Annotated in this window: 23 protein-coding genes; 9 read left to right on the top strand and 14 right to left on the bottom strand. The window is 72.4% G+C overall.

The window, feature by feature from the left end; all coding sequences use genetic code 11:
• Positions 1–122 precede the first annotated feature (122 nt).
• From ACWGJ5_RS15660 to ACWGJ5_RS15650, 3 genes are all read right to left on the bottom strand, one after another.
• Positions 123–1,271, bottom strand: a complete 1,149-nt coding sequence (locus ACWGJ5_RS15660; RefSeq protein ID WP_453310259.1) for a TIGR03118 family protein — start codon at positions 1,269–1,271, stop codon at positions 123–125.
• A gap of 131 nt (positions 1,272–1,402) precedes the next feature.
• Positions 1,403–2,749, bottom strand: coding sequence for an MFS transporter (locus ACWGJ5_RS15655; RefSeq protein WP_453310258.1), 1,347 nt, complete (start codon positions 2,747–2,749; stop codon positions 1,403–1,405).
• A 146-nt stretch (positions 2,750–2,895) separates the two neighbouring features.
• The gene (locus tag ACWGJ5_RS15650) at positions 2,896–3,333 is read right to left on the bottom strand and encodes a MarR family winged helix-turn-helix transcriptional regulator (RefSeq protein WP_153543329.1); all 438 of its coding nucleotides are present in this window, start codon (positions 3,331–3,333) and stop codon (positions 2,896–2,898) included.
• A gap of 154 nt (positions 3,334–3,487) precedes the next feature.
• Between ACWGJ5_RS15650 and ACWGJ5_RS15645 the strand changes: the two genes are divergently transcribed.
• Positions 3,488–3,670 (top strand): ribbon-helix-helix protein, CopG family, encoded by a 183-nt coding sequence (locus ACWGJ5_RS15645; protein WP_453310257.1) that lies wholly within the window; start codon positions 3,488–3,490, stop codon positions 3,668–3,670.
• Positions 3,671–3,689: 19 nt separating this feature from the next.
• Here the strand turns inward: ACWGJ5_RS15645 and ACWGJ5_RS15640 are convergent, their stop codons facing one another.
• Positions 3,690–5,141, bottom strand: coding sequence for an NCS2 family permease (locus tag ACWGJ5_RS15640; RefSeq protein WP_453310256.1), 1,452 nt, complete (start codon positions 5,139–5,141; stop codon positions 3,690–3,692).
• A 172-nt stretch (positions 5,142–5,313) separates the two neighbouring features.
• Here ACWGJ5_RS15640 and ACWGJ5_RS15635 point away from each other — a divergent pair, with 172 nt between their 5' ends.
• Entirely contained in the window at positions 5,314–5,580 is a 267-nt protein-coding gene (locus tag ACWGJ5_RS15635; protein WP_453310255.1) for a DUF2530 domain-containing protein, read from the top strand.
• Positions 5,581–5,631: 51 nt separating this feature from the next.
• Positions 5,632–8,028 (top strand): HAD-IC family P-type ATPase, encoded by a 2,397-nt coding sequence (locus tag ACWGJ5_RS15630; protein WP_453310254.1) that lies wholly within the window; start codon positions 5,632–5,634, stop codon positions 8,026–8,028.
• Positions 8,029–8,035: 7 nt separating this feature from the next.
• Here ACWGJ5_RS15630 and ACWGJ5_RS15625 read toward each other — a convergent pair whose 3' ends face one another.
• The 7 genes from ACWGJ5_RS15625 to ACWGJ5_RS15595 all read right to left on the bottom strand — a co-directional run bounded on the left by ACWGJ5_RS15625 (position 8,036) and on the right by ACWGJ5_RS15595 (position 15,880).
• A complete protein-coding gene (locus ACWGJ5_RS15625; protein ID WP_453310253.1) occupies positions 8,036–8,866 on the bottom strand; it encodes a hypothetical protein in 831 nt (276 codons plus the stop codon).
• Between the two features lie 162 nt (positions 8,867–9,028).
• Positions 9,029–12,184, bottom strand: a complete 3,156-nt coding sequence (locus ACWGJ5_RS15620; RefSeq protein WP_453310252.1) for a sacsin N-terminal ATP-binding-like domain-containing protein — start codon at positions 12,182–12,184, stop codon at positions 9,029–9,031.
• Between the two features lie 71 nt (positions 12,185–12,255).
• Positions 12,256–13,254, bottom strand: a complete 999-nt coding sequence (locus ACWGJ5_RS15615) for an esterase/lipase family protein (protein WP_453310251.1) — start codon at positions 13,252–13,254, stop codon at positions 12,256–12,258.
• An 83-nt stretch (positions 13,255–13,337) separates the two neighbouring features.
• A complete protein-coding gene (locus ACWGJ5_RS15610) occupies positions 13,338–13,535 on the bottom strand; it encodes a DUF397 domain-containing protein (protein WP_453310250.1) in 198 nt (65 codons plus the stop codon).
• On the bottom strand, positions 13,532–14,377 hold the full coding sequence (locus tag ACWGJ5_RS15605) for a helix-turn-helix domain-containing protein (RefSeq protein ID WP_453310249.1): 846 nt from the start codon (positions 14,375–14,377) through the stop codon (positions 13,532–13,534). The genes ACWGJ5_RS15610 and ACWGJ5_RS15605 overlap by 4 nt, the downstream gene beginning before the upstream one ends.
• A 110-nt stretch (positions 14,378–14,487) precedes the next feature.
• A complete protein-coding gene (locus ACWGJ5_RS15600) occupies positions 14,488–14,949 on the bottom strand; it encodes a GNAT family N-acetyltransferase (RefSeq protein WP_453310248.1) in 462 nt (153 codons plus the stop codon).
• 4 nt (positions 14,950–14,953) lie between these two features.
• Positions 14,954–15,880 carry a DUF3027 domain-containing protein gene (locus ACWGJ5_RS15595; RefSeq protein ID WP_453310247.1) on the bottom strand — a complete coding sequence of 309 codons (927 nt, stop codon included), beginning with the start codon at positions 15,878–15,880 and terminating at the stop codon, positions 14,954–14,956.
• 256 nt (positions 15,881–16,136) lie between these two features.
• Here ACWGJ5_RS15595 and ACWGJ5_RS15590 point away from each other — a divergent pair, with 256 nt between their 5' ends.
• The 4 genes from ACWGJ5_RS15590 (at position 16,137) to ACWGJ5_RS15575 (ending at position 19,735) form a co-directional block, all read left to right on the top strand.
• Complete coding sequence (locus ACWGJ5_RS15590; RefSeq protein WP_453310246.1) at positions 16,137–17,543, top strand: MFS transporter; 1,407 nt, start codon at positions 16,137–16,139, stop codon at positions 17,541–17,543.
• A 137-nt stretch (positions 17,544–17,680) separates the two neighbouring features.
• On the top strand, positions 17,681–18,157 hold the full coding sequence (locus tag ACWGJ5_RS15585; protein ID WP_453310245.1) for a DUF2771 domain-containing protein: 477 nt from the start codon (positions 17,681–17,683) through the stop codon (positions 18,155–18,157).
• An 11-nt stretch (positions 18,158–18,168) separates the two neighbouring features.
• The gene (locus ACWGJ5_RS15580; RefSeq protein ID WP_453310244.1) at positions 18,169–18,888 is read left to right on the top strand and encodes a futalosine hydrolase; all 720 of its coding nucleotides are present in this window, start codon (positions 18,169–18,171) and stop codon (positions 18,886–18,888) included.
• On the top strand, positions 18,875–19,735 hold the full coding sequence (locus tag ACWGJ5_RS15575) for a 1,4-dihydroxy-6-naphthoate synthase (protein WP_453310243.1): 861 nt from the start codon (positions 18,875–18,877) through the stop codon (positions 19,733–19,735). Before ACWGJ5_RS15580 ends, ACWGJ5_RS15575 begins: the two co-directional genes overlap by 14 nt.
• Positions 19,736–19,742: 7 nt before the next feature.
• Here ACWGJ5_RS15575 and ACWGJ5_RS15570 read toward each other — a convergent pair whose 3' ends face one another.
• Positions 19,743–20,126: a cold-shock protein gene (locus ACWGJ5_RS15570; protein WP_308280829.1), complete on the bottom strand. Its 384-nt coding sequence runs from the start codon at positions 20,124–20,126 to the stop codon at positions 19,743–19,745.
• Positions 20,127–20,291: 165 nt separating this feature from the next.
• On the opposite strand from ACWGJ5_RS15570, the gene ACWGJ5_RS15565 reads away from it, so the two are divergent.
• On the top strand, positions 20,292–20,543 hold the full coding sequence (locus ACWGJ5_RS15565) for a hypothetical protein (protein WP_351601476.1): 252 nt from the start codon (positions 20,292–20,294) through the stop codon (positions 20,541–20,543).
• Here ACWGJ5_RS15565 and ACWGJ5_RS15560 read toward each other — a convergent pair.
• Together ACWGJ5_RS15560 and ACWGJ5_RS15555 are read right to left on the bottom strand one after the other, a co-directional pair.
• Positions 20,519–21,145 carry an HAD family hydrolase gene (locus ACWGJ5_RS15560; RefSeq protein ID WP_453310242.1) on the bottom strand — a complete coding sequence of 209 codons (627 nt, stop codon included), beginning with the start codon at positions 21,143–21,145 and terminating at the stop codon, positions 20,519–20,521. The two genes, ACWGJ5_RS15565 and ACWGJ5_RS15560, sit on opposite strands and share 25 nt — an antisense overlap.
• 118 nt (positions 21,146–21,263) lie before the next feature.
• Positions 21,264–22,334: a hypothetical protein gene (locus ACWGJ5_RS15555; RefSeq protein WP_453310241.1), complete on the bottom strand. Its 1,071-nt coding sequence runs from the start codon at positions 22,332–22,334 to the stop codon at positions 21,264–21,266.
• Positions 22,335–22,469: 135 nt separating this feature from the next.
• Between ACWGJ5_RS15555 and ACWGJ5_RS15550 the strand changes: the two genes are divergently transcribed.
• Entirely contained in the window at positions 22,470–25,115 is a 2,646-nt protein-coding gene (locus ACWGJ5_RS15550; RefSeq protein ID WP_453310240.1) for a helicase-associated domain-containing protein, read from the top strand.
• Positions 25,116–25,136: the final 21 nt, after the last annotated feature.

The following is a 25,136-nucleotide window of genomic DNA, read 5'->3' as shown; positions in this document are numbered from 1 at the left end:
CCCACGGGGTGCGCCCCGCCGGACCGGTACCCCGCGGGCGCGGGCACCCCGGGGCGGGGGCGGGGGCGGCCCGGGGGGGTGGCCCCCCCGGGCGCCCCCCGGCCCCGGGTGGGGCCGGCGGGTCAGCGTTCGGGGCGCAGGGTGCCGAGCAGCCCGTGCTGCTCGTCCTCGATTCCCGCCGCGAACCAGATGCTGTCCGTGCCGCCGGACCGGGCGGTGCCCCGCTGCAGCCCCCACAGACCCTCGATCACGACCGGCGAGCCGTCGGGGCACCTCAGGGTCCCCTCGAACCGGCCCGTCCTGAGGTCGAAGGCGTTGATGCGGCCGTCGCCGAAGTTGCCGACGAGCAGGTCGCCGCCGAACTTCCCGAAGCCCTTGGGAGCCGTCTCCAGACCCCAGGGCGAGTTGAGCACCCCATGCCTGGCGAAACGCTGGAGCAGTCTGCCCCCGGTGCTGAACACGTCGATGAAGCCGTTGCCCGGACCTGCGACGTCGTCGTGCCTGTCCGCATCCTGCTTGGCGTAGGTGACGAAGATCCTGCCGCCGATGTTCTTGACGTCGAAGGGCGCGAAGCCCTTGGGGATCCGGCGGTCCCGGAACGCGCCGGCGGGCTGCTTCACCAGCTTGAAGCCGGCGTCGAAGACGTCGATGCGCGCGTCGTGGAAGTTCGCGACGAGCAGGCGCGCCCGGCGCCGGTCGGCCTTCGTGGCCCTCCGCTCGCCGTCCACGAGGGTCAGGCCCTTGAAGACGGCGTCGTCCTCCTGGGCGACCTGGACGGCGTTCGTCGGGTGCACGTTCGCGTTGAAGGCGAAGAGGCCGCCGTTCTCCCCGGCGAAGATGTACCGCGCCGGGCCGGAGCGTCCGGAGACGGTGAAGCGGAAGTCGCGGGTGTCGTTGCGCACGATCCCGGTGGGGTCGGCGGAATCGGGGAGGTGGACGACGGGAGAGAGGAAGGTGACCGGCCGGCTGTCCCGGGCGCCCGAGTACACCGTGGACGTGTTCGTGCCGTTGTTGGAGACCCTGATCGCCCCGCTCGCCGTGCGCACCAGCCCCCAGGGGTTGACCAGGTTCTGGTCCTGCCGTTCCGCCCTGCCCGCGAGGTCGGAGACGAGGTCGCGCTCCTGGAAGCCGCGGTCGGCCCCGCGCGGTGCGGCGGCGGCCCCGGTCGGCGCGGCGGCGGCGAGCGCGCCGACCGTGGTCAGGGTCAGCGCGACCGCCGTCAGCTGCCGCACGCGCGAGCGGGGTCTCGGGGTCGATGCCTGTGATGCCATACGGATGCTCCTGTCCCATACGGGTACCAGAGGGTGCGTGATGGCATAAGTCATCTCATGTGACGATCGCCACGCCCGCGATCGACACAGACACGCATCCGTACGGGGACACAGCCGCTTTCGCACATCACCTATGCAGCCGTGGCCAGTTGCTCCCGCTCGCGCGGGACGAAACGGACCCGCGGGTGGCCGTGGTGCCAGCCCACCGCCAGTCGCAGACCGCCGATGCGGGCCAGGACCAGGCCGATGCCGGCGGCGGCCGCGGCCGAGACGGCGCCGCCGAGGGCGAAGCCGACCCGGGGGCCGTAGGTGTCGGTGATCCAGCCGACGACCGGCGCACCCAGCGGCGTACCGCCCATGAACACCATCATGAACAGGGACATCACCCGGCCGCGCATGGCCGGGTCGGTGGCCATCTGGACCGCGGTGTTGGCGGTGACGTTGACCGTCAGGCCGAAGACCCCGATCGGGACCATGAGCAGCGCGAACAGCCAGTACGACGGGGCCAGTGCGGCCGCCACCTCCAGCGCGCCGAAGGCCAGCGCGGCGGCGATCAGGACGCGCAGCCGGGCCGTGCCGCGCCGGGCGGCCAGCAGGGCGCCGCACAGGGAGCCGACGGCCATCAGGGTGTTGAAGAGGCTGTAGGAGCCGGCGCCGGAGTGGAAGACGCCGCCCGCGTAGGCCGACAGCCACACCGGGAAGTTGAAGCCGAAGGTGCCGATGAAGCCGACGAGGACGATCGGCCAGATCAGCTCCGGGCGCCCCGCCACGTACTGCAGGCCCTCGCGCAGCTGGCCCTTGCCGCGCGGCGTGCGCTCGACGACGTGCAGTTCGCGGGCGCGCATCAGCAGCAGGCCGGTGATGGGCGCGAGGAAGGACAGGCCGTTGACGAGGAACGCCCAGCCGGTGCCCACGCCGGTGATCATCAGGCCGGCGACGGCCGGGCCGACCAGGCGGGCGGACTGGAAGTTCGCCGAGTTCAGGCTGACGGCGTTCTGCAGTTGCGCGGGGCCGACCATCTCGGAGACGAAGGACTGACGGGCCGGGTTGTCGAGGACCGTGGCGAGGCCGACGGCGAAGGCGGCGACGTAGACGTGCCAGACCTGGACGTGGCCGGTGAGCGTGAGGAAGGCGAGCGCCAGGCCGGTCACGGCCATGGAGGCCTGGGTGCCCAGCAGTGTGGGGCGCTTGGGGAGGCGGTCGACCAGCACTCCGCCGTAGAGGCCGAAGAGGAGCATCGGCAGGAACTGCAGGGCCGTCGTGATGCCCACGGCGGCGGAGGAGCCGGTGAGGCCGAGGACGAGCCAGTCCTGGGCGATGCGCTGCATCCAGGTGCCGGTGTTGGAGACGACCTGGCCGATGAAGAAGAGGCGGTAGTTCCGGATCTTCAGCGAGCTGAACATCGAGCCCTTGCGGGCGGCGGGGGTAGTAGTGGCGGTCGGTGCGGGGGCGGAAGGTGTTCCGGATCCCGTACTCAAACGAGTTCGCCTCCTCTTTTTCTGGTCGTTCGCCACGGGCGCCCTCAGCCGGTGCCGAGAGGCCGATCGTGCTCACCCCTTCGGGGCTCCGCGCGTTCGGCCTCTCGGCACCGGCGCGCCCTACGGCTCACTCCTCAGGCAGCGGCTTACAGGTGTGCGAGCTTCTCCAGCACGGGGGCGGCGGCGCGCAGTTTGGCCCACTCGTCCTCGTCGAGGCCCTCGACCAGGCCGGCCAGGAACGCGTTGCGCTTGCGGCGGCTCTCCTCGAGCATCGCCTCGGCCTGTTCGGTCTGGGTGACGACCTTCTGGCGCCGGTCCTCGGGGTGCGGCTCCAGCCGGACCAGTCCCTTGGCCTCGAGCAGCGCGACGATACGGGTCATCGACGGCGGCTGGACGTGCTCCTTGCGGGCGAGCTCGCCCGGGGTGGCCGAGCCGCAGCGGGAGAGGGTGCCGAGCACCGACATCTCGGTGGGGCTCAGCGACTCGTCGACACGCTGGTGCTTGAGCCGACGGGACAGTCGCATCACGGCGGAGCGGAGGGAGTTCACGGCGGCAGCGTCGTCGCCATGGGTGAGGTCCGGCATGTTCCTTAGAGTAACTCATTACCCTCGCTAAAGACCACCGCGACACGCCCGAATGCCCGTGATACCCGCCACTGAACCATTCGATCACCCATATGAGTGAGTCGGTTCCTGAAAGTGACGCACGGGGTGGGCGGATGTGGCGACCCTCGTACGCATGGGGACCAGTGTGCTCAGCCTTCGCGTAGACGGAGAGCTGCTCGAAAGACTCCGGCACCATGCGGCGAAAAGAGGAATGAGCGTGCAGGACTATGTGGTCCGCACGCTCATCCGGGACGACTTCGACGAGCGGTTCCAGGCCGCCGTCGAGGAGACGGAGCGGTTCTACGGCGTCACCTGACGCCGTGGCCGCAGATGGCTCAGGTCAGGCCCAGGGCCGGCATCAGGTAGTAGAAGGCGAAGACCGCCGAGACGACGTACATCGCGGCCGGGATCTCCCGGAACCGGCCGGCGGCCAGGCGCAGCACCGTGAAGGTGATGAAGCCCATGCCGATGCCGTTGGTGATCGAGTAGGTGAACGGCATCATCAGCATCGTCACGAACGCCGGGATCGCGATGCTGTAGTCCGCCCAGTCGATCTCCTTGATGGAGTTCGACAGGATCAGGAAGCCGACCGCGATCAGCGCCGGGGTCGCCGCCTGGGACGGGACCATCGTGGCGACCGGGGTGAGGAACAGGGCGACGGCGAAGAGGCCGCCCGTGACGACGTTCGCCAGGCCCGTGCGGGCGCCCTCGCCGACACCGGCCGTGGACTCCACGAACGCGGTGGTGGCCGAGGACGAGCTGGCGCCGCCCGCCGCGACCGCGAGGCCGTCGATGAACAGCACCCGGTTGATGCCGGGCATGTAGCCCTCGGCGTCGGTCAGCTTGGCCTCGTCGCTGACGCCCATGATCGTGCCCATCGCGTCGAAGAAGCACGACAGCAGGACCGTGAAGACGAAGAGGACGCCGGTCAGCACGCCGACCTTGGAGAAGCCGCCGAACGGGCTGACCTGGCCGACCAGGCCGAAGTCGGGGCTGGCGACCGGGTTGCCCGGCCACTTCGGGACCGTCAGGCCCCAGGACGGGATGGTGGTGACGGCGTTGAGGATCACCGCGAGGACGGTCATGCCGACGATCGAGATCAGGATCGCGCCCGGCACCTTGCGGACGAACAGCGCGAAGGTCAGCAGCACGCCCAGGATGAAGACCAGCACCGGCCAGCCGTGCAGGTGACCGCCGACGCCGAGCTGGACCGGGACGGTGGTCTGGGCGGCGTCCGGCATCCGGGTGACGAAGCCGGAGTCGACCAGGCCGATCAGCATGATGAACAGGCCGATGCCGATCGAGATGGCCTTGCGCAGCCCGAACGGCACGGCGTTCATCACCCGCTCGCGCAGACCCGTGGCGACCAGCAGCATGACCACGAAGCCGGCGAGTACGACCATGCCCATCGCGTCCGGCCAGGACATCCGGGGCGCCAGCTGAAGCGCGACGACCGAGTTCACGCCGAGGCCCGCGGCGAGCGCGATCGGGACGTTGCCGATGACACCCATGAGCAGCGTGGTGAACGCGGCCGTCAGCGCGGTCGCCGTCACCAGCTGGCCGTTGTCCAGGTGGTGCCCGTACATGTCCTTCGCGCTGCCCAGGATGATCGGGTTCAGCACGATGATGTACGCCATCGCGAAGAAGGTGGCGAAGCCACCGCGGATCTCCCGGGCGACGGAGCTGCCGCGCTCGGAGATCCTGAAGTAGCGGTCGAGGGCGCCTTGAGCGGGCGCACCGCCCGGGATTTCAGGGGTGGGGGCCTTGGCGGGTGCCGAGGTGGACATGCGGGACCTCATCACCAACGGGGTTCCCCCGAGCCCTGTTGGAGTTTCATACGAACAGAAGCGGCCAAAGACAAACGGTTTCAGTATGAACGTATGAGCGCCAGATCGCTATCTCCGCGCGTAGAACGATCGGGAAGAGGTAAGGAAGCGGTCGCCTCGTAAGCTGTGCCCCATGGCCAAGTGGACCCCCAAGCACGAGGCGCCCGAGCCCCTGGAGGGCCCCGTGGTCGCCACCATCACCGGCGGCACGATCCTCTGGTTCGTCCTCTTCCTCGTCCAGCTCCCCTTCTACGGCTGGTTCGAGGACCACGGGCATCTGTGGTGGCTGTGGACCTGCCTGGCCGGGGGCGGGCTGGGGCTGATCGGCATCTGGTACGTACGCAAGCGGGACGCCGCGATCAAACGGGCGGCGGCGGTGAAGGAGACGTCGACTCCCTAGCCGCGGCCGGAAAGCGGGCGGGCGGGCACATCCGCACGTACCGTCGATGACATGACCCACATAGACGCGGGCGCGGAGCTCGACCCCGTGCATCCGGTGGCCCTACCGATGACCAGATCGGCAGGGCTGACCGGTGCCGAAGTCGCCGAGCGCGTCGCCCGCGGCGAGGTCAACGACGTACCGGTGCGCAGCAGCCGGTCGCTGGGCGAGATCGTCCGGGCGAACGTCTTCACCCGGTTCAACGCGATCATCGGCGTGCTGTGGGTGATCATGCTGTTCGTCGCGCCGATCCAGGACAGCCTCTTCGGCTTCGTGATCCTCGCCAACACCGGCATCGGCATCGTCCAGGAGTGGCGGGCCAAGCAGACCCTCGACTCGCTCGCGGTGATCGGAGAGGCCCGGCCGACCGTCCGGAGGGACGGGACGGCCGTCGAAGTGGCCACCCATGAGATCGTCCTCGACGACCTGATGGAGATCGGGCCGGGGGACAAGGCCGTGGTGGACGGGGTCTGCGTCGAGGCCGACGGGCTGGAGATCGACGAGTCGCTGCTCACCGGTGAGGCCGACCCCGTCGTCAAACGCCCCGGCGACCCGGTCATGTCCGGCAGCTTCGTCGTCGCGGGCGGCGGCGCCTTCCAGGCGACCAGGGTCGGCCGCGAGGCCTACGCCGCCCAGCTCTCCGCGGAGGCCGCCCGCTTCACCCTGGTCCACTCCGAGCTGCGCACCGGCATCTCCACGATTCTCAAGTACGTCACCTGGATGATGGTCCCGGCGGCCGTCGGACTCGTCATCACCCAGTTCGTCGTCAAGAGCAACGGCTTCAAGGACTCCGTCGCCCGCACGGTCGGCGGCATCGTCCCCATGGTCCCGGAGGGGCTGGTGCTGCTCACCTCGGTCGCCTTCGCCATCGGGGTCATCCGGCTCGGCCGGAAACAGTGCCTGGTGCAGGAGCTGCCGGCGATCGAGGGCCTGGCCCGCGTCGACACCGTCTGCCTGGACAAGACCGGCACGCTCACCGAGGGCGGCATGGACGTCACCGAGCTGCGGGCGCTCGACGGGGCCGACGAGGGTCATGTGCGCAAGGTGCTCGGCGCCCTCGGCGAGTCCGACCCGCGCCCCAACGCCTCCCTCCAGGCGATCATCGACGCCTACCCGGACAGCGAGGACTGGCGCTGCGTGGAGTCGCTGCCCTTCTCCTCGGCCCGCAAGTACAGCGGGGCCGCGTTCAGCGAGGCCGACGGCGAGATCAGCACCTGGCTGCTGGGCGCCCCGGACGTCCTGCTCGCCGACGGCGACCCGGCCCTGGCCGAGACCGGGCGCCTCAACGAGCAGGGCCTGCGGGTGCTGCTGCTGACCCGGGCGAGCCGCGACCTGGACGACCCCGAGCCGGCCCGCGGCGCCCGCCCCACCGCCCTCGTCGTCCTGGAACAGCGGCTGCGGCCGGACGCCGCCGACACCCTGCGCTACTTCGCGGACCAGAACGTCCGCGCCAAGGTCATCTCCGGCGACAACGCGGTGTCGGTCGGCGCGGTCGCCGCCAAGCTGGGGCTGGCGGGTACGACGGTGGACGCGCGGCACCTGCCCGCCGGCCGGGCGGGGATGGCGCACGCGCTGGACCAGGGCACGATCTTCGGGCGGGTCGGCCCGCGGCAGAAGCGGGACATGGTCGGGGCGCTGCAGTCGCACGGGCACACGGTCGCGATGACCGGAGACGGCGTGAACGACGTGCTCGCGCTGAAGGACGCCGACATCGGGGTCGCCATGGGCTCGGGCTCGGAGGCGACGCGGGCGGTGGCGCAGATCGTACTGCTGAACAACAGCTTCGCGAGCCTGCCGTCGGTGGTGGGCGAGGGCCGGCGGGTGATCGGCAACATCACGCGGGTCGCCACGCTGTTCCTGGTGAAGACCGTCTACTCGGTGCTGCTGGCCGTCCTGGTGGTGTGCTGGCAGGTGGAGTATCCGTTCCTGCCGAGGCACCTGACCCTGCTGTCCACCCTCACCATCGGCGTCCCGGCGTTCTTCCTGGCCCTGGCGCCCAACAAGGAGCGGGCGAAACCGCACTTCGTGCGCAGGGTCATGCGGTACTCGATTCCGGGTGGCGTGGTGGCGGGGGTGGCGACCTTCGTGACGTATCTGATCGGCCGCGACTACTACACCGGGCCCGGCCGGCTGGACGCCGAGACAAGCGCGGCCACCCTCACGCTCTTCCTGGTCTCCCTGTGGATCCTGGCGATCATCGCCCGCCCCTACACCTGGTGGCGGCTGACCCTGGTGGCCGCGATGGGAGTGGCGTTCCTGCTGGTCCTGGCCGTCCCGGCGATGCAGGACTTCTTCGCGCTGAAGCTGGTCGGGGTCACGATGCCGTGGACGGCCGTCGGCATCGCGGTGGTGGCGGCGGCCGCCCTGGAGTGGCTCTGGAAGTGGGTCGACCGCCGCTTTCCCGACTAGGGGGTGACTACTTCGCGGCCACGTAGACACCCGTGGCGCTGACCGCCGGGGTGGTCGTGGTACCGGCGAAGCTGAAGCGCCAGTAGCCGCTGTAGTTCACGGTGGCACTGGTTTTCAGGTTGCCGTACGAGTCCGTGTACACCGTCTTGATCGTGGTGTACGTGGTGGTGCCGGCCTTGCGGAACTGGAGCTTGACCGGCTGGTTGGCGTAGCCGTGGTACAGGTTGTCGTCCCAGTCGGCGCGGGAGAGCTTGCCGGACGCCGTGAAGGTCTTGCCCTTGTAGACGGACGTCGAGCTCACGGTGGTCGTCAGCTTGGAGTAGCGCTGCACCAGCGTGGTGCCGAGGCCGCTCTGGTCCTTGTAGCCGACCTTGCTCATATCGGGGTTCTGCTGGTCCTGGCCGTTGAAGGCGACAGCCTCGGCGGCCACGTTCCAGGTGCCGGCGTCCGCGATCTTCGGGTCGGCGTCGGTCGGGTAGATGTTGACGGAGCCCTTGCAGGTGGCCGTCGTCGACGAGGTGGCGGTGCAGGTCGCCGGGTTGTCGCCGTACAGCTCGGGGGCCGTGTCGCTGTAGGTGCCGTGGTACAGGAAGGCGTCCGTGTAGAAGTCGCTCGCGGCGATGTTCACGTCGGAGCCGTGCGTCAGCGTGTACGAGTACGAGACGCTGACCTCGTTGGTGCTGCCCACCTTGATCGACTTGGCGATCGAGACGTTGGAGAAGCTCGCGTTCAGCGTGTACGGGGTGCCCGAGTCGGTGACGGCCTGCGCGGCCGGGACTGCGAGGGCGGAGAGGGCCAGGGCGCCGGAGACGGCGGCCACGGTGGCACGTATGCGCATGTGCGTTCCCCTGGAGGGAGAAGTGATCTTGGAGTCGGTCGACTCACGCGATCAGATCCATGACCCCAGGAGCTGGTTGTACGGCAAGAGAGCAATCCGGCCAGATTTTATGACCGGATTGCTCTTCCATGACGGGAAGTTTACGGCAGCGAATTCCGGTGGTCAGTCGAACCAGCGGTCCCTGGCCAGCTCCTCCGTGCGGGACGGGTCCTCCAGCAGGGCGGCCACCTCGAAGCGCCGCGGCCACTGTCCGGACGCCCAGGCCAGGCCCGCCGCGACGCCCTCCAGCGTGGCCGCGTGCAGCACCCCGTCGTCGGTGAGCCGCCAGTCGATCTCCACGCCGTCCACGACCAGTTCCTCGTGCTCGACGTAGGTCTCCGGCGTCCGCGGTCCCAGCAGTACCCGTACCGGCTCCGGAACCTCGTGCTCGGCCCCCTCGGAGTGCACCTCGCCGGTCACGGACTCGCTCAGCCGCCGCACCTGGAACAGCTCCGCCAGCTCGGCGGCCCGGGCCGGACGGACGGGCAGCAGCGGCACCCCGGAGGTGAACGGCAGCAGGTCGGGCGAGTCGACCACGACCGCCTCGGCCGCGTCCACCACCTCCACCCGGCCGTCGACCACGGCCCGCAGCTCGTCCGGCAGGGTCACCTGCTCCGGGTCCAGCTCCGCCAACGCCCCGTACAACCCGTGCAGTTGTGCCGAGGTGACCGATCGCTCGGGGTCGGCCAGCCGGTCCAGCAGCTCGGCGGCGCCGCCGGGCTCGTCCAGCAGGGCCGCGACGGAGGTCCGTACGCCCAGGGCCCGCAGCACCTGCTCGTCCTCGAACCCGGTCGCGTCGGCCTCGTCGTACAGGCCGCGCAGCAGCGGGTCGCCGCCCGCCGCGAGGAGACCGGCGGGCCGGCGCCCGTCGAGCACCGGATGCCCGCGCAGCCACCACGCGGTGTACGGCCGCACGATCTCGTGGGTGCCGTCGTGCAGCAGGATGCGGACCGGCTGGGTGAGGGCGTCCCGCAGCGGCGGCTGCGCGAGCAGCGCGAGCGCCTGCGGCCAGTGCTCGTCGTCCACCAGGTCCAGATCGCGTACGGCGACCAGCTCGGTGGCGACCGGAGGCACCGGGCTGTCCGGGAAGCGGTCGAGGATGTCCTCGCACCACACGTCGACCGCGTCCAGCAGCCCGGCGTCGTCGGGCTCCGCGAAGTCGCCCTCCCGGGGCTCCAGTTCGTCCGGGTCGAGGACGACGTCGGCGGCGCGGACCAGCGCGAAGTTCGCGAGCACCCCACAGGCGGCCAGCGGCTGCTCGCCCCATTTGTCGGCCAGGTCGCGGTCCACGGCGGCCAGTTCGCCCTCGCGGATCACGCGGGCGAAGGGGCTGCCGGGGAAGACGAGTTCACCGGCGGGGGCCGGTTCGCCGTCCTCGTCGGGCAGTGCGAGGGCCCCCAGCCAGGGCTCGTCACCGGGCTCCAGGCCCGCGTCGCGGACCAACGACAGGACGGTGTCGGCCAGTTCCTCGGCGTCCGGCGCGTCCTCCTCCCAGCCGATCCCCTCGTCCTCCAGCGAGGCGGCGACGGCGGCCCGCACCTGCGGGGTGGTGAGCACCGCGCGCGGGGTGGCGGGCAGCGCGCCCAGCTTCTCCAGCAGCGGGTGCGCGGCGTCCTCGTGGGCCACCTTCAGCCCGAGCCGGCCGAGGACGTCCGCGTCGACACGGGCGACGTCGGCGGTGGGGAGGAGGACCTGCCGGGGTCCGATGGTGGTCCGCCCGTCCGCAAGGGGCACCGGAAGCCCGGACAGCCGCTCCGGATCCACCCCGGCGAGGCTGTCGTAGAGCCGCCACCACCAGTCGGGGTCCTTCTCCAGACCGGCGAGCCGGTCGATGGCGTCGGCGAGCCGCAGCCGGGCGACGCCGAGCGTGCGCAGTTCCACGCGCCGCTCCAGACCGGCGGGCAGCAGTGTGGGCAGCACCTCGGCGAGCACCCGTACGGTGTCCGCCCCGGCGCCCTCCACGACCTCGGCGTCCCGGGGCCGGAGGGCTTCGGGCAGGTCGGTGTCGTGGCTCTCGGGCCGGACGGCGGGCGGCAGGAGGGCCGGGTGGGCGGGTGGGAGGAACTCGGTGCGCGGCAGCCGCTCCAGCACGGCCTGCCGCAGCGCCCCGTCCAGCGCGCCCTTGCCGAGCGGTCCCGGTACGAGGTCGATGATGCCGTCCGTCACCGGCCGCCAGTCGGCGAGCAGTTCGGCGTAGGAGTCGGCGGCGCGCTGCACCAGGAAGTCGGTGAGCGGACCGGGGGCCGTGTGCCGGCGGGTGGTGTCGAGGGGGAAGGAGGCGATGAGCAGAGCGGGGACGCCGAGGGGTTCGTCGCTCGGGGTCGGCGCGTGCACGACGGGCGTGGTCCGGGGCCGCACCGGGCGCCCGCCCTCGTCCTCGGGTACGGCCCAGGTCACCGACCAGTGGGGCCGCAGCCGCTCCTCAACCGGCCGGTCGGCCAGCAGGTCCGGGGTGAGCGGCCCGTGGGCGGACGCGGTACGCCACCGCGTGGCGCCCGCCCGCGAGTCCTCCACGACGACGACGGCGCCCTCGCTGCGACGTCGCAGCGTGCGGGGCTGGTCGCCGTCGACCTCGATCACCACCTCCTCCAGGCCCGGCAGGGCGAGGAGCAGCGCGTCGTCGACGGCGCTCAGCAGCCGCTCGGCGAGATCGGCGGCGGCCGCGTCCCTGAGGGGCAGGATGACGGCGGTGTCGTACGGGTCCGGGGCGGTGCCCTCGGCGGCGAACGGCAGCCGGAGCAGCGGCACATGCCCGTCCCGGCGCCGGACCTCGTCCCCCAGTCCCGGGCTGTGCCGGGCGACCTCGCCGGCCAGCTCCCGCGCCTCGCCGAGCGACCAGCGCACACCCCCGTGCCGCCCCACGATCGCGGGTTCGTCGGTCACCGCGAGCACGGCGGCGAACCCGACCCCGAACCGCCCGACGGCGCCCTGGGTGCCCTCGGCGTCCCGCTTGGCCGAGGCGCGCAGCGTGGACAGCGACTCGACTCCGGCGGCGTCCAGCGGGGCACCGGTGTTGGCGGCGACGAGGACCCCGCCTTGGAGGGTGAGCCTGAGCCGCCCCGGCACCCGCGCCCGGGCGGCGGCATCGGCGGCGTTCTGGGCCAGCTCGACGACGAGCCGGTCCCGGTAGCCGCCGAGGACCAGGTCCTCCTCGGCGTTGGCGTCCTCGCGGAACCGGGCGGGGCTGGTGGCCCAGGCGTCGAGGACACCACGGCGCAGCCGGGCCGTCCCGAAGGGATCGGCGCCCTCGGCCGCCGGCCGCACGTACTTGCTGCTCACGTTCCCTCTCCTCGTCGTCGTGAGCACGAAGGTACAGCGCGAACGGGGCGGCCGGGGCGGCGGACCGGCGTTCAGCCGCCGAGGAGGGGCAGGGCGGCGCCGCAGCGGACGGGCGCCGCGTGGGCGGGGTCGAGGGCGTTGCGCACGAGCTGGGCAGCGTTGGAGTCGTAGGCGATCGACAGGTGTTCGGAGGCGTCGTCGCGGCAGATGTCCTGGATCGTGATGTTCTTGACGGTCGCGCCCGGTCCCGCGGTCAGGAACTGGTGCGTGTACGGGGTGACGACCTCGTCGTACTTGGTGGCGATGACCGTGTAGTCGACCCCCGGCCGGGTGTCCCCGTCCCGGTCCAGCGTCGTGTTGACCTCGGAGCCGGCGAGCTGGTCCTCGTACGCCTCGCCGAGGACCAGCGACACGGGCTTGTCGAGCCCCAGTTTCGTGGTCAGGGTGCCGAGGCCGGAGCCGGTCGTGCCGTGGTTGGACGGCGCCAGACCGATGAGGCTGTGCACCTTGTTCCGTTCCGGGTGCGCGGGATCCGTGCCGCCGTCGAACCGCAGGTACCAGCGGGGCGTCAGACCGCCGCCCTGGGAGTGCCCGACGAGGTCGACCTGGTGGGCACCGGTGGCCTTCAGCACGCGGTCGACGTACTCGGCGATCTGCCGTGCGGACACCGGGACGTGCGCGGTGGCCTTGACCGGGTTGCCGGGCGCCCCGCCGTACTCGGCGGCGAACACGCAGTAGCCCAGCCGCTTCAGGTACGGGGACATCAGGCCCCAGTCGTCGTACGCGTTCGCCCAGGTCCCGTGCAGCAGGACGACCGGGCGCGGATGCGCACGCGTGGTCCTGCAGTTCCAGTCGTCGGCCCCCGGCGGCGGCGCGTCCGGGTGGACCAGCCCCCCGATCGCCGCCAGGGGGAAGTCGAGGATCTTCCCCCTCGGCGGCGGGGGCGCGGGTTCGCCCGCCGCGGCCGCCGCGCCCTGCCCCACGCCCAGCACCAGGGCGAGCCCCACACAGGCGGCGGCCCGTCTGCCGCGCCGCCGGTCCGACCGTCTTCCGGAAATACACCGATCCATCCGGCGATGGTCGGGGAACGGGGTCCCCGCGGGGCTCTACGACGGGACGCGGCACCCCTTATGGCGCAGCCGGGTTCATCCGATCAGCGGCCGGAGGCGTACGACACGAACTCCGTCCAGGCGAGGGGGGTGACGGTGAGACGGGGGCCGTCGGTCTGCTTGGAGTCGCGGATGTGGATGGTGGTGGCGGTGGGAGCGGGGGTGGCCCAGTCGAGGGCCACTTCGACGCAGGAGTCAGGGTCGCTACTACTGCTGTAGCTGCTCTTGAACCAGCGGATCATGTCTCTCCCAGCAGTTCTTCGATGAAGGCCAGGGACTCCCGGGGGGAGAGCGCCTGCGCCCGGATGATGCCATACCTCAGTTCGAGGACGCGGAGATCCCTCGGCTCGGAAACCGGACGGCCGTTGGCCACGCCTGGAGAGCGCCCGACCGCCGAGCCGTCGGCGAACTTCAGCACTTCGATACCGCCCTCGATTCCAGCATGCTCCGGGCGGTCCATCGGCATCACCTGGATTTCGACATTCCGCAACTGCCCCAACTTCAGGGCGTGTTCCAGCTGCTGCCGGAGAAGCGCCCTGCCGCCCAGTGGGCGCCGAAGCACCCACTCCTCCAGGATGAAGCTGAGTTCGGGCGCTGGATCCCGCTCGAACACCGACTTGCGGGACACCCGCGCCTCCGTGGCCCGTTCGATGTGATCCTGTGTGAGGGCCGGTCGGTGCATGCTGAACAACGCCCGCGCGTATTCCGGTGCCTGCAACAGCCCGTGGATGTTCAGCGGATCGTAGAGCTGAAGCTCAACCGCCTTCCCCTCCATCTCAGCCAGCACCCGGACCTTCTTCGGATACCGGACCTTCTCCACGTCCTCCATCATCGCGGAGATCAGCCCGCCCGCCTTCAGCACCTTGTCCGCCTTGTCGAGGTACTCCGGCCTGGGAATCCGCTTGCCGCCCTCCACCTTGTAGACCATGTCCTCGCCGTACCCGACGGCCCTGCCGAAGTCGGCCGCGCGCATCGCCAGCGCCTCGCGCCGCAGCTTCAACTGCCGCCCCACCGTGGCGATGACGGCGACGCCCCACTCGTCGTCCGGGTCGACCTCCCACCCCGGCTCCTCTTCCTCGCCCACACCGCGCCCCCTTCCTGGCAGTGACCGTACGCAACCGCGTCATCACTGTTCACAGGTAGCAGGCGCGGCCACTGCAAGTGACGTGAACGAGGGAATCTCCACCCACCGACTCAGACCGTCCGGCGGTAGACCTGCCGGGAGCCGCCCTCCGGGCCCGGGGCGGCCGGTTCGGACGGGGTGAAGCCGAGGCTCTCGTAGAAGGCCCGCGCGCCGCTCGCCGCCGCACCGGGGTGGTCCCGGCCGAACGTGACCACCTCGACGGTGCCCGGTCCGTGGCCGAAACGACGGGCCGCTTCGGACATCAGGGCGCGGCCGACGCCCTTTCCCCGGGCGGTCTCCGCGACGACCAGCCAGTGGACCTTGTGGACCGGGGCCGTACCGCCGAAGAGCAGGGCACCGAGCAGATCCGATTCCGGGGTCTGGGCGACCAGGGCCGTGGACCGGCGGATGTTCCTCTCCACGGCGCTGGTGAAACCGGGGTCGTCCACCATCGGGCCGAACCAGTGCTCGACCTGGGCGGCCAGCGCGAGAAACCCGGGGACGTCCCGCTGCGTCGCGAGTCTCACGATCACGGGCTCAGGAGTGGCCCAGTTCCGCCGTCTCCTCGTCGCCCGTCTCCGGGACCGAGCCCGAGTCGCGGGCGGGGCGGAGGGGGAAGGGGTCCACCCGGGTCTCGTCGATGACCGGCGGGGCCGGCTGGGGGGGCTTGGGCATGACCGCGGCCTCGGAGTGGCCGCCGCAGCCGTAGGCCAGGGAGACCACACGGCCGTCGGCGGGCGAGAACTCGTTGGCGCAGACGCCGAAGGCCTGGCCGAGGGAGCCGCCGACGGGGTTCAGGAAGCCGCAGGTCATACAGGTGGCCGGGGCCGCCTGGGCCATCGCGGTCTTCGGGCCGTACGACTCCTCCCAGCGGTCCGCGGCGACGTGCAGGCCGTAGCGGGAGAGGACCCGGGCCCGGCGCATGCCCAGTTCCTCGGCGACGGCCGCGATCGAGCCCCGGGTGGGGACCGTGGGCTGGGTGGCGGGGGCGCCGGGGGTGACGTCGGCGTCCTCCGCCTCCGCCAGGGCCGCCATCTCCTGGGAGACGGGCGAGCTCGGCGGCGGCTCCTCCTCGCCCGTGTAGCCGGGCTCCAGGCGCAGGTCGTCCTGGTCGGTGGGGAGCAGGTCGCCGGGGCCGAGGTCGCCCGGGCGCAGCCGCTCGCTCCACGGGACCCATTCGGGGGCCAGCAGGGCGTCGGGGCCGGGGACGAGGACCACCTCGTCGAGCGTGACGATCTTGGCTCGGGAGGCGCGGGCCACGGTCGCCGCCCAGCGCCAGCCGCGGTAGCCCCCCTCCTTGCACTCGAAGAAGTGCGTGACAACGCGATCGCCCTCGGAAACGAGGCCGACGTGCTCTCCGACCACACCTGGCGCGGCGGCCTCCTCGGCGGCTGCGCGGGCGAGGTCGACCGCCTCGGCGCACAGGCGGTCGGGGGTGCGGCTTCGCGTTGTCGCTGCGCTCACAGGTATCGCTTCTCTCCTACGCCGTCTCGTCGAGTGCGGCTGCCTGGCGGCGGGCCTGCCGACGGAGCGGACCGGAGGACCGCATCGACGTCTGCATCCGCGCGCTGGGCGCACCTCTGCCATCCATTCTGCGTTATGGCTGAGACACGCACGCTACACCGAAGAAGATTCGTCGCCGCCATGCGGCATTCTTTCCCGCCCGCGCACCCGCCTCTTCCGTGCCGTACCGCACTATCCGGCCGCAACTCAGGGCACTATGAAGCACGTGGCGACCGCGGACAGGCGTGGTGTTCGGGGTGGCGGTGCGAGCCGGGTCGGTGGCGCCGTCCGTTCCGTCGGGCGTGCCCTGCACTTCCCGGTCACCGGGACCGCGCGCGGGATCCGGAAGGCCACGCATGCCCACGGGGCGGGCGAGTCGGGGCTCGGCAAGCTGATCGAGCTGCACGCCGTCAACGGCGCGGGCGACGTGATGATCACCGTGGCGCTCGCCTCCACGGTGTTCTTCTCGGTGCCGACCGACGAGGCCCGCGGGCGGGTCGCGCTCTACCTCGCCATCACGATGGCGCCCTTCACCGTCCTCGCCCCGGTCATCGGCCCCCTCCTCGACCGGCTGCCGCACGGCCGGCGCGCCGCGATGGCCGGGGCCATGCTGGCCCGTGCCCTGCTCGCGCTGGTCATCTCGGGCGCCGTGGCGAGCGGCAGCCTGGAGCTGTATCCCGCCGCGCTGGGGGTGCTGGTCGCGTCCAAGGCGTACGGCGTGGTCCGCAGTGCGGTCGTACCTCGGCTGCTGCCGCCCCGGTTCTCGCTGGTGAAGGCCAACTCGCGGGTCACCCTGGCCGGTCTGCTGGCCACCGGTGTGGCCGCGCCGGTCGCGGCGGGGCTGCACAGGGTCGGCGATCCCTGGCCGCTGTACGGCGCCTTCGTGATCTTCGTCGCGGGAACGTTCCTGTCGTTCTCCCTGCCGCCCAAGGTGGACTCGGCCAAGGGCGAGGACGTGGCGCTGCTCGCCGCCGACGAGCAGCATCTGCACGGGCCGTACCGGAAGAAGGAGCAGGTGAAGCGGCCGGGGCTGCGGACCGTGGGGCCCGCCGTCACCCACGCGCTCGGCGCCAACGCCGCCCTGCGCTGCCTCTCCGGCTTCCTGATCTTCTTCCTCGCCTTCCTGCTGCGCGAGCACCCGCTGACCGGCGAGAGCGCGGCGGTCTCGCTGGGGATCGTGGGCGTGGCGGCGGGCGCGGGCAACGCGCTGGGTACGGCCGTCGGGGCCTGGCTGAGATCACGCGCCCCGGAGATCATCATCGTGACGGTCGTCGCGGTGGTGCTCGGTACGACGATCGTGGCCGCCCTGTTCTTCGGGGCGTTCCTGGTGGCCTGCCTCGCGGCCGTCGCCGGGTTCGGCCAGGCGCTGGCCAAGCTGGCCCTGGACGCGCTGATCCAGCGGGACGTGCCGGAGCTGGTGCGCACCTCGGCGTTCGCCCGTTCGGAGACGCTGCTGCAGATGGCGTGGGTGTTCGGCGGTGCCGTCGGCATCGTGCTGCCGCTCAACGGCACCGTCGGCCTGTTCATCGGCGCGGTGTTCGTGGCGGTCGGCTGGCTGAGCACGCTCAAGGGCCTGCTCGCCTCGGCCCGCCACGGCGGCCGCGCCCGGTCCCGGGTGGCCTGACATGCCGGACACCACCCTGACCTCGGCATAACGAAGCGGACACGGTTTCCCGAACCGCAGGCACGGCTGGCGTAACGAACCGGGCACGCCGCACCCCACGTGGGCGGACGGCTCGGGGCGCCCGATAGCCTTCGGCCATGACCACGCTGCAATCCGCTGTGCGACGCCGCCGCGCCGTCGCCGCCGCCGGCGCCGTTTCCGCCGGACTGCTCCTGCTCACGGCCTGCGAGAAGCCGACGCCCGTCGCGACCGTCACCGTCGGCGACAGCTCGGTCAACTCCGAGGCCCTGTGCTACAACGACGGCAAGGCGCTGGACGCCAAGTCGCTGACGAAGTGCGTCAAGAACATCGGCAACGCCAAGTCGATCAAGGTCGACCAGGACGAGACGGTCCGCGTCGGTGTCGACCCGAAGATCGCGGACGCCGGCTGGGTGCTCCTGGTGAACGGCCAGCAGTTCACCGACGTCAGCAAGAAGACCTACCGCACCGTCCCGGGCAGCGCGTTCTTCAACCAGCAGTACGGCACCCAGGGCAACGTCAACACGGTCACGATCCGGATGGGCGAGAAGTCCAACCAGGGCATGTGGTCGTTCAAGCTGAAGCAGGCCACCTGATCACGGCCTCCGTGCCAGTCGTACGAGTCCTCGTCGCCACCGCGGTCCCGGCAGAGCGGGACGCGGTGGCACGGGCGTTCCCCACGCCGGTGGAGCAGGTCTGGCTGCCCGGCGCGGGTCTGACGCGTACGGCCGGCGGCTGGGACCTGCTCGACGCGGGTGTCGGCCCGGCCCTCGCCGCGGCCTCCGTCTCCGCGGCACTCACCGCGGCCCGCCTCGCCGGCGCCCCGTACGACCTGGTCGTCTCGGCCGGGATCGGCGGCGGCTTCCAGCCCGGGGCGCCCGTCGGCTCGCTCGTCGTCGCCGACCGGATCACCGTGGCCGACCTGGGCGCCGAGACCGCCGACGGCTTCGTCCCGGTCACCGAACTCGGCTTCGGGACCGTCACCCACCACCCGCCGGGATCACTGGTGCGGGCCGCCTGCCAGGCCACCGGCGCCCCGGCCGGCACCGTCCTGACCGTCTCCACCGTCACCGGCACCGCCGCCCGCGCCACCGAGCTGTGCGCCCGGCACCCGCGGGCGCTCGCCGAGGGCATGGAGGGGTTCGGGGTGGCGGAGGCGGCCGCCGCGCACGGAACGCCGGTGCTGGAGATCCGCGCGGTCTCCAACCCGGTCGGCCCGCGCGACCGGGCCGCCTGGCGCATCGGCGACGCCCTCACGGCCCTCACCGAGGGCTTCGGGAAGCTCGCGCCGGCATTGGAGAGTTGGAACCGTCATGACGACCAGTGAGCAGCGGTCCCTGCGGATCGCGTACTCCCCCTGCCCCAACGACACCTTCGTCTTCGACGCCCTCGCCCACGGCCGGATCCCCGGCGCCCCCGCGCTGGACGTGACCTTCGCCGACATCGACATCACCAACGGCATGGCCGAGCGCGGCGAGTTCGACGTACTGAAGGTGTCGTACGCCGTCCTGCCGTACGTCCTCGGCGAGTACGCGCTGCTGCCGTGCGGCGGTGCGCTGGGGCGGGGCTGCGGGCCGCTGGTGCTCACCCGCGAGCCGGGCCTCGACCTGACGGGCCGTACGGTCGCGGTGCCCAGCGAGAAGTCGACCGCCTATCTCCTCTTCCGCCTGTGGGCGGCGGACACGCTGCCGGACAGCGGGGTCGGCGAGATCGTCGTCCTGCCGTTCCACGAGATCATGCCGGCCGTCCGGGACGGCAAGGTGGACGCCGGACTGGTCATCCACGAGGCCCGGTTCACCTACCAGAACTACGGGCTGCACAAGCTCGCCGACATGGGCGAGCACTGGGAGAAGACCACCGGGCTGCCCATCCCGCTCGGCGCGATCATCGCCAAGCGCTCGCTGGGCGCCGACACGCTGACCCGGCTCGCCGACTCCGTCCGCGCCTCCGTACGGGCCGCCTGGGACGACCCCGAGGCCTCCCGGCCGTACGTGATGGCGCACGCCCAGGAGATGGACCCGGCCGTGGCGGACCAGCACATCGGGTTGTACGTGAACGAGTTCACCGCCGGCCTCGGCGAGGACGGCTACGCCGCGATCCGCGGCCTGCTCACACGCGCGGCGGCCGAGGGGCTGGTACCGCCCCTCGGCCCGGACGCGCTCTCGTTTCCCTGACGGGTGCCTACACGTCCAGCTGGTCGGCGACCGCGCGCAGCAGGCCGGCGATCTTCTTGCCGGAGACCTTGTCCGGGTAGCGGCCCTTCTCCAGCATCGGCGTGATGTTCTCGAGAAGGGTCGTCAGGTCCTGCACGATCGAGGCCAGCTCGTCCGGCTTCTTGCGCTGGGCGGCGGCGACGGACGGCGTCGGGTCGAGCACGACCACCGACAGCGCCTGGTCGCCGCGCTGACCGGCGACGACACCGAACTCCACGCGCTGTCCCGGCTTGAGCGAATCGACTCCGGCGGGGAGAACCGAGGAATGGACGAAGACGTCACCGCCGTCGTCGCGGGAGAGAAAGCCGAAGCCCTTCTCGCTGTTGAACCATTTGACCTTGCCGGTAGGCACGTCTGTCCTCGTCCTCGTACTCGTTGGGAAAATTACTTCGGAAACGGCTCTTGATAGCACTAGAGCGGGTCGACCGTGACCCGCCGCTACCAAGGCTAATGGTCTTGGGGCGGGTGACAAGACGTCCCCCGGTTGTTCTCTCGCGCAGGGAACTACCCTGGTCCGGTGCGTGACAAAACCCAAACGAATTCCGCCGCGCCCGGTGACCGGCTGATCCGCGCCGGTGCGATCGTCTTCTTCATCGGGGCCGCGGCCACCCTCGTCACCGTGGCCCCGCTGTTCCTCGGCGCCCGGCCTTTTCCGACCTACATGTTCGGTTTGAGCATGCTCATGGCCGTCGGTTTCCTCGTGGCCGGCGCGGGCGTCCTGCGGTCGATCGCCGCCGGCCGGCGTCAGGCGCGGGGCGCCTCACGGTAGGCGGCCAGCCACGCCGGGAAGGCGGACAGGTCCGCCAGGACGACGTCCGCGCCGGCGGCGCGCAGTTCGTCGGCGGGGCAGGGGCCGGTCGCCACGGCGACCGACAGCGCTCCCGCCGTACGGGCCCCGCGCACGTCCCCGACATGGTCGCCGACGTACACGCCGGCCCGGTACTCGCGCAGCGCCTCCGCCTTCCGCTCCGCCCACAGGTCGCCCACGACCACGTCGGGCTCGATGCCGAGGTGGCTCAGGTGCAGCTTGGCGCTGGGCTCGTACTTCGCCGTGACCACCATCGTCCGTCCGCCGGCCGCCCGCACCGCGGCTATCGCCTCCCGGGCGCCGTCCATGGCGGGGGTCGCGGCGATGGCGATCGCCGGGTACATCTGCCGGTACAGGTCGGCCATCGCGGGCACCTGCTCCTCCGGGAACCAGTTGATCAGCTCCTCGACGAGCGGCGGTCCGAGCCGGGTCACCGCCAGATCGGCATCGATGTACGTTCCGGTCCGCTCGGACAGCGCGAGGTAACAGGCGTGGATACCGGGCCGGGAGTCGATCAGGGTCATGTCGAGGTCGAAGCCGACCGTGAGTGTCATATGCGTCATTCTGCCGGGTGCCGCCGGCGGTTCGGCCGGGCGGGACGGCGCCGCAGGAGGCGCTGTTGTCCGCCGAGTGCGGGTCCGTCGAGCTGATCGCGCAGTTCCCAGCGCCTTTTCGGGGCGCTCACCGGCTCCTCTGTGAGCGCCACACCAAGTACAGCGCCGACGCCACCGCCGCCCCCCGCACGACCCACGGCCAGGTCCCGGCGATCGCGTCGTTCATGTGACCCTGCGCGATCGGCCGCCCCCAGCGGCCGTCGAACCTCCCCCACAGCCAGACCAGTCCGGCCGCGACCGCCGTACCCGGCAGGACCATCACGGCCGTCTTGGTCTCCGCGGGGGTCAGCCGCCGGGAGCCGTAGGCGATCACCCAGCCGAGGATCAGGGCGAACCAGTTCCCGAGCACCGCACCGGCGACCAGCGCGGCGGCGGCCAGCAGCAGGAGGGGGTTGGTCCAGCCGGCGGCGGGACGGAACCGACGCCGGCGGACGGCGGGCTCGGTCTCGGCCTCGGCCGCCTCCGGCTCGGCCGTCTCCGGGGCCCGGTCCGCCGGCTTCCGCTCCTTCGGCGGCCGCCTGAGCAGCTCCGGGATCTCCACACCGCCCACGAACCCCGGCACCGAGTCCGTCTCGGCCGCGAGGCCGAAGGAGTCGCCGCCCACCCGCCACCAGTCGGGCTGTACGGCGCTGTCCCCGAGTTCGTGCGCGGCGGCCAGGTGCGGCGGGGACGGGGCGTCGCGCGGGGCGGAGGCCGCCGGGTCGGTCTCGGCGGGACGGGGGCGGGGGACGGCCCGGCGCAGGCCCTTCAAACCCTTCAGGCCCCTCAGGCCCTCCTGCCGTTCCCCGTCCGCCGGATCCGGCTCCGCCTTCGGCCTCGGCTTCCGCTCGCGAGGCGCGGGCTGTACGGGCACGGCGGCGGGCGGCGGCTGCGGCACCCGGCCGGTGCCGGACGCGCCGGACGCGCCCGACGTGCCGCCCGCGGCCTCGACGACCTCGTCCGGGGTGCCCAGCCGGTCCAGGATGCGGCGGACCGCGGCGGGACTGTCGACCGTCGCCTTGGCCCGGTGCCGGTCGATCTCGTTGCGCAGCTCCGACACGAGCCGCATCCGCGTGGCCGACGGCAACTGCCGTTGCTGAGCGATGTCTCCGACACGGCTCAGGTACTCGTAGACGACCTGGTCGCTCTCGATCCCCAACGGAAACCCCTCCGGGGCGACGGCGATGAAACCCCGTGAGGACGGTAGCGCAGAGTCGCCTCCCCGAAACCCGTGCCGGGCCGGGGCCCCACGTGGGCACCCCTCTCGGGGACGGCACCCGCTACCGTGGGTCAGATGAGCCAAGCGGCCCACCCAGCCCCCCGTTCCCTCGCGGAAGCGCTCCGCGCGCGGGACGACGTCTCCCTTGCCGCGCTGCTGCGCAGCCGCCCCGACCTCATCACGCCCGTCCCGACCGACCTCACCCAGCTGGCCACCCGCGCCGGCACCCGCGCCTCGGTGCTGCGCGCGCTGGAGCGGCTGGACCGGTTCGCGCTGCAGACGGCGGAGGCGCTGGCCGTGGCCCCGGACCCGGCGTCGTACGACACGCTGCTCGCCCTGATGGCCGGGGACGCCGGGGACGAGACGGTCGCCGCCGCGCTGCCGCACGCCCTCGGCACGCTTCGCGAACAGGCGCTGGTGTGGGGCGACGACGAGCGGCTGCGGCTGGTGCGCACGGTCCGCGAACTCCTCGCGCCGTCCCCGCAGCACCCCTCCCCGACGGGGCTCGGGCCCAGCGTGCAGGAGGCCACCTCGGGCATGTCGCCGGGCCGGATCCAGGACATCGTCGCGACGGCCGGGCTGCCCTCGACGCACGACTCGGTGTCCGCCGTGGCCGCGCTCACCGCGCTGTTCGACGACCGGAAGAAGATGGGCGACCTGCTGGCCGAGGCCCCGGAGGCCGCCCGCGAGGTGCTGGCGCGGCTGGTGTGGGGGCCGCCGTACGGGCAGGTCACCCCGGACCCGGCCGCTCATCTGCGCTGGCTGCTCGACCGCGGCCTGCTGCTGCCGACCGCGCCCGGCACGGTCGTGCTGCCGCGCGAAGTCGCCCTGCATCTGCGCGAGGGCCGCGCCCACCGCGCGCCCGAGCCGCTGCCGCCCGCCGTGGAGCCGGCCTCGACGCACGGTGCGCAGGTGGTGGACGCGACGGCGGCCGGGCAGGCGTACACCGCGCTCGCCACGGTCGAGGAGCTGATGAAGGACTGGGACGAGGGCGGCCCGGCCGTGCTGCGGGCCGGCGGGCTGAGCGTCCGCGACCTGAAGCGGACCGCCGTCGCCCTGGACGTGTCCGAGCCGGTCGCCGCGTTCTGGGTGGAACTGGCGTACGCGGCCGGGCTGATCGCCTCCGACGGCGAGGCCGACGAGCGGTACGCGGCCACGCCCGCCTACGACGAGTGGCTGGAGCGGCCCGCCGCCGAGCGCTGGTCCCAGCTGGCGGAGGCCTGGCTGACGGCCACCCGGACGCCGGGGCTGGTCGGCGGGCGGGACGCCAAGGACCGTACGCTCTCCGCGCTCGGGCCCGGCCTGGACCGCTCGGCCGCACCCGAGGTGCGGCACCGGGTGCTGACGCTGCTGGCCGGGCTGCCGGTGGGCGCGGCGCCCGACACCGAGTCGGTGCTGGCCCGGCTGCGCTGGGAACGGCCGCTGCGCGGACCCCAGCAGCGGAACGACGACGAGGACCTGCGCTCCCGGCTGGCCCGCTGGACCCTGTCCGAGGCGGAGCAACTGGGCATCACGGGCCGGGGCGCGCTGTCGGCGCAGGCGCGGGCCCTGCTGGGCGCCCCGGCGGCGGGGGCGGGCTCACGCACCGGATCGGGCACCCCGGGCACCTCCGCCTCGCCCGGTACCCCGGCCCCGGCGGCCGCCACCGGCTCCACCCGCGTCCTCGCCCCGGCCGGCCCGGCGGAGGGGACCGGCCCCGGCGACAAGCTCCCCGTCCACCATCACCACCGTCCCGGCGGCCACGCCCTCACCCCGCTCTCCCCCGCCGAGCAGGCCGTGGCGACGGCCGCGGCGGCCCGGCTCCTCGCGCCGCTCCTGCCCGAACCGCTGGACCACGTGCTGCTGCAGGCCGACCTGACGGCGGTGGCGCCCGGGCCGCTGCGGCGCCCCCTCGCCGATGTGCTGGACGTGCTCGCGGACGTCGAGTCCAAGGGCGGCGCGACCGTGTACCGCTTCACCCCGGCCTCGGTACGGCGTGCCCTGGACGCCGGCCGCAGCGCCGCCGACCTGCACGCCTTCCTCGTCGAGCACTCCCGCACCCCGGTGCCGCAGCCGCTCGCCTATCTGATCGACGACGTGGCCCGCAAGCACGGCCACCTCCGGGTCGGCGCGGCCTCGGCGTACGTACGCTGCGACGACGACACCCTGCTGAACGAGATCCTCGCCGACAAGCGCGCCGCGGCCCTGCGGCTGCGCCGCCTCGCCCCGACCGTGCTGGCCGCCCAGTGCGACCCGGCGACGCTGCTGGAGGGCCTGCGCGCGATGGGCTACGCGCCCGCCGCCGAGTCCGCCGAGGGTGACGTCCTGATCGCCCGCGCCCACGCCCACCGCACCCCGCCGCGCACCGCTCCCGAACCGGTCCCGGACGGCCCGCCGCCACCCGACGCCACGCTGCTCACGGCGGCGATCCGCGCGATCCGGGCCGGTGACCTGGCCGCCACCGCCCCGCGCAGGACCGCCGGGGACGGCGCTGCCGTGCCGGGCGGTGAACTGCCCCGCACCTCCTCCGCCGAGACCCTGGCCACCGTGCAGGCCGCCGTCCTGACCGGCGAGTCCCTGTGGATCGGCTACGTCAACGCCGAGGGCACCGCCAGCCAGCGCGTCATCGCCCCGGTCAAGGTGGAGGGCGGTTTCGTCACGGCGTACGACCACACCGCGGACGAGGTGCGCACCTATCCGCTGCACCGGATCACCGGGGTGGCGGAGCTCGCGGAAGGCTGACGGTGATCGTCGGCGTTTACG

The organism is Streptomyces sp. NPDC054783 (genome assembly GCF_053611725.1).
This window is presented reverse-complemented; position numbering and strand designations above follow the sequence as displayed.

Coding starts and splice junctions, on each gene's coding strand:
- ACWGJ5_RS15610 (WP_453310250.1), bottom strand. CDS start 13,535: ATGATCCGCTGGTTCAAGAGCAGCTACAGCAGTAGTAGCGACCCTGAC.
- ACWGJ5_RS15550 (WP_453310240.1), top strand. CDS start 22,470: ATGAGCCAAGCGGCCCACCCAGCCCCCCGTTCCCTCGCGGAAGCGCTC.
- ACWGJ5_RS15625 (WP_453310253.1), bottom strand. CDS start 8,866: ATGCGCATACGTGCCACCGTGGCCGCCGTCTCCGGCGCCCTGGCCCTC.
- ACWGJ5_RS15560 (WP_453310242.1), bottom strand. CDS start 21,145: ATGACGCATATGACACTCACGGTCGGCTTCGACCTCGACATGACCCTG.
- ACWGJ5_RS15575 (WP_453310243.1), top strand. CDS start 18,875: ATGACGACCAGTGAGCAGCGGTCCCTGCGGATCGCGTACTCCCCCTGC.
- ACWGJ5_RS15615 (WP_453310251.1), bottom strand. CDS start 13,254: ATGGATCGGTGTATTTCCGGAAGACGGTCGGACCGGCGGCGCGGCAGA.
- ACWGJ5_RS15660 (WP_453310259.1), bottom strand. CDS start 1,271: ATGGCATCACAGGCATCGACCCCGAGACCCCGCTCGCGCGTGCGGCAG.
- ACWGJ5_RS15590 (WP_453310246.1), top strand. CDS start 16,137: ATGAAGCACGTGGCGACCGCGGACAGGCGTGGTGTTCGGGGTGGCGGT.
- ACWGJ5_RS15640 (WP_453310256.1), bottom strand. CDS start 5,141: ATGTCCACCTCGGCACCCGCCAAGGCCCCCACCCCTGAAATCCCGGGC.
- ACWGJ5_RS15635 (WP_453310255.1), top strand. CDS start 5,314: ATGGCCAAGTGGACCCCCAAGCACGAGGCGCCCGAGCCCCTGGAGGGC.
- ACWGJ5_RS15630 (WP_453310254.1), top strand. CDS start 5,632: ATGACCCACATAGACGCGGGCGCGGAGCTCGACCCCGTGCATCCGGTG.
- ACWGJ5_RS15585 (WP_453310245.1), top strand. CDS start 17,681: ATGACCACGCTGCAATCCGCTGTGCGACGCCGCCGCGCCGTCGCCGCC.
- ACWGJ5_RS15650 (WP_153543329.1), bottom strand. CDS start 3,333: ATGCCGGACCTCACCCATGGCGACGACGCTGCCGCCGTGAACTCCCTC.
- ACWGJ5_RS15645 (WP_453310257.1), top strand. CDS start 3,488: ATGGGGACCAGTGTGCTCAGCCTTCGCGTAGACGGAGAGCTGCTCGAA.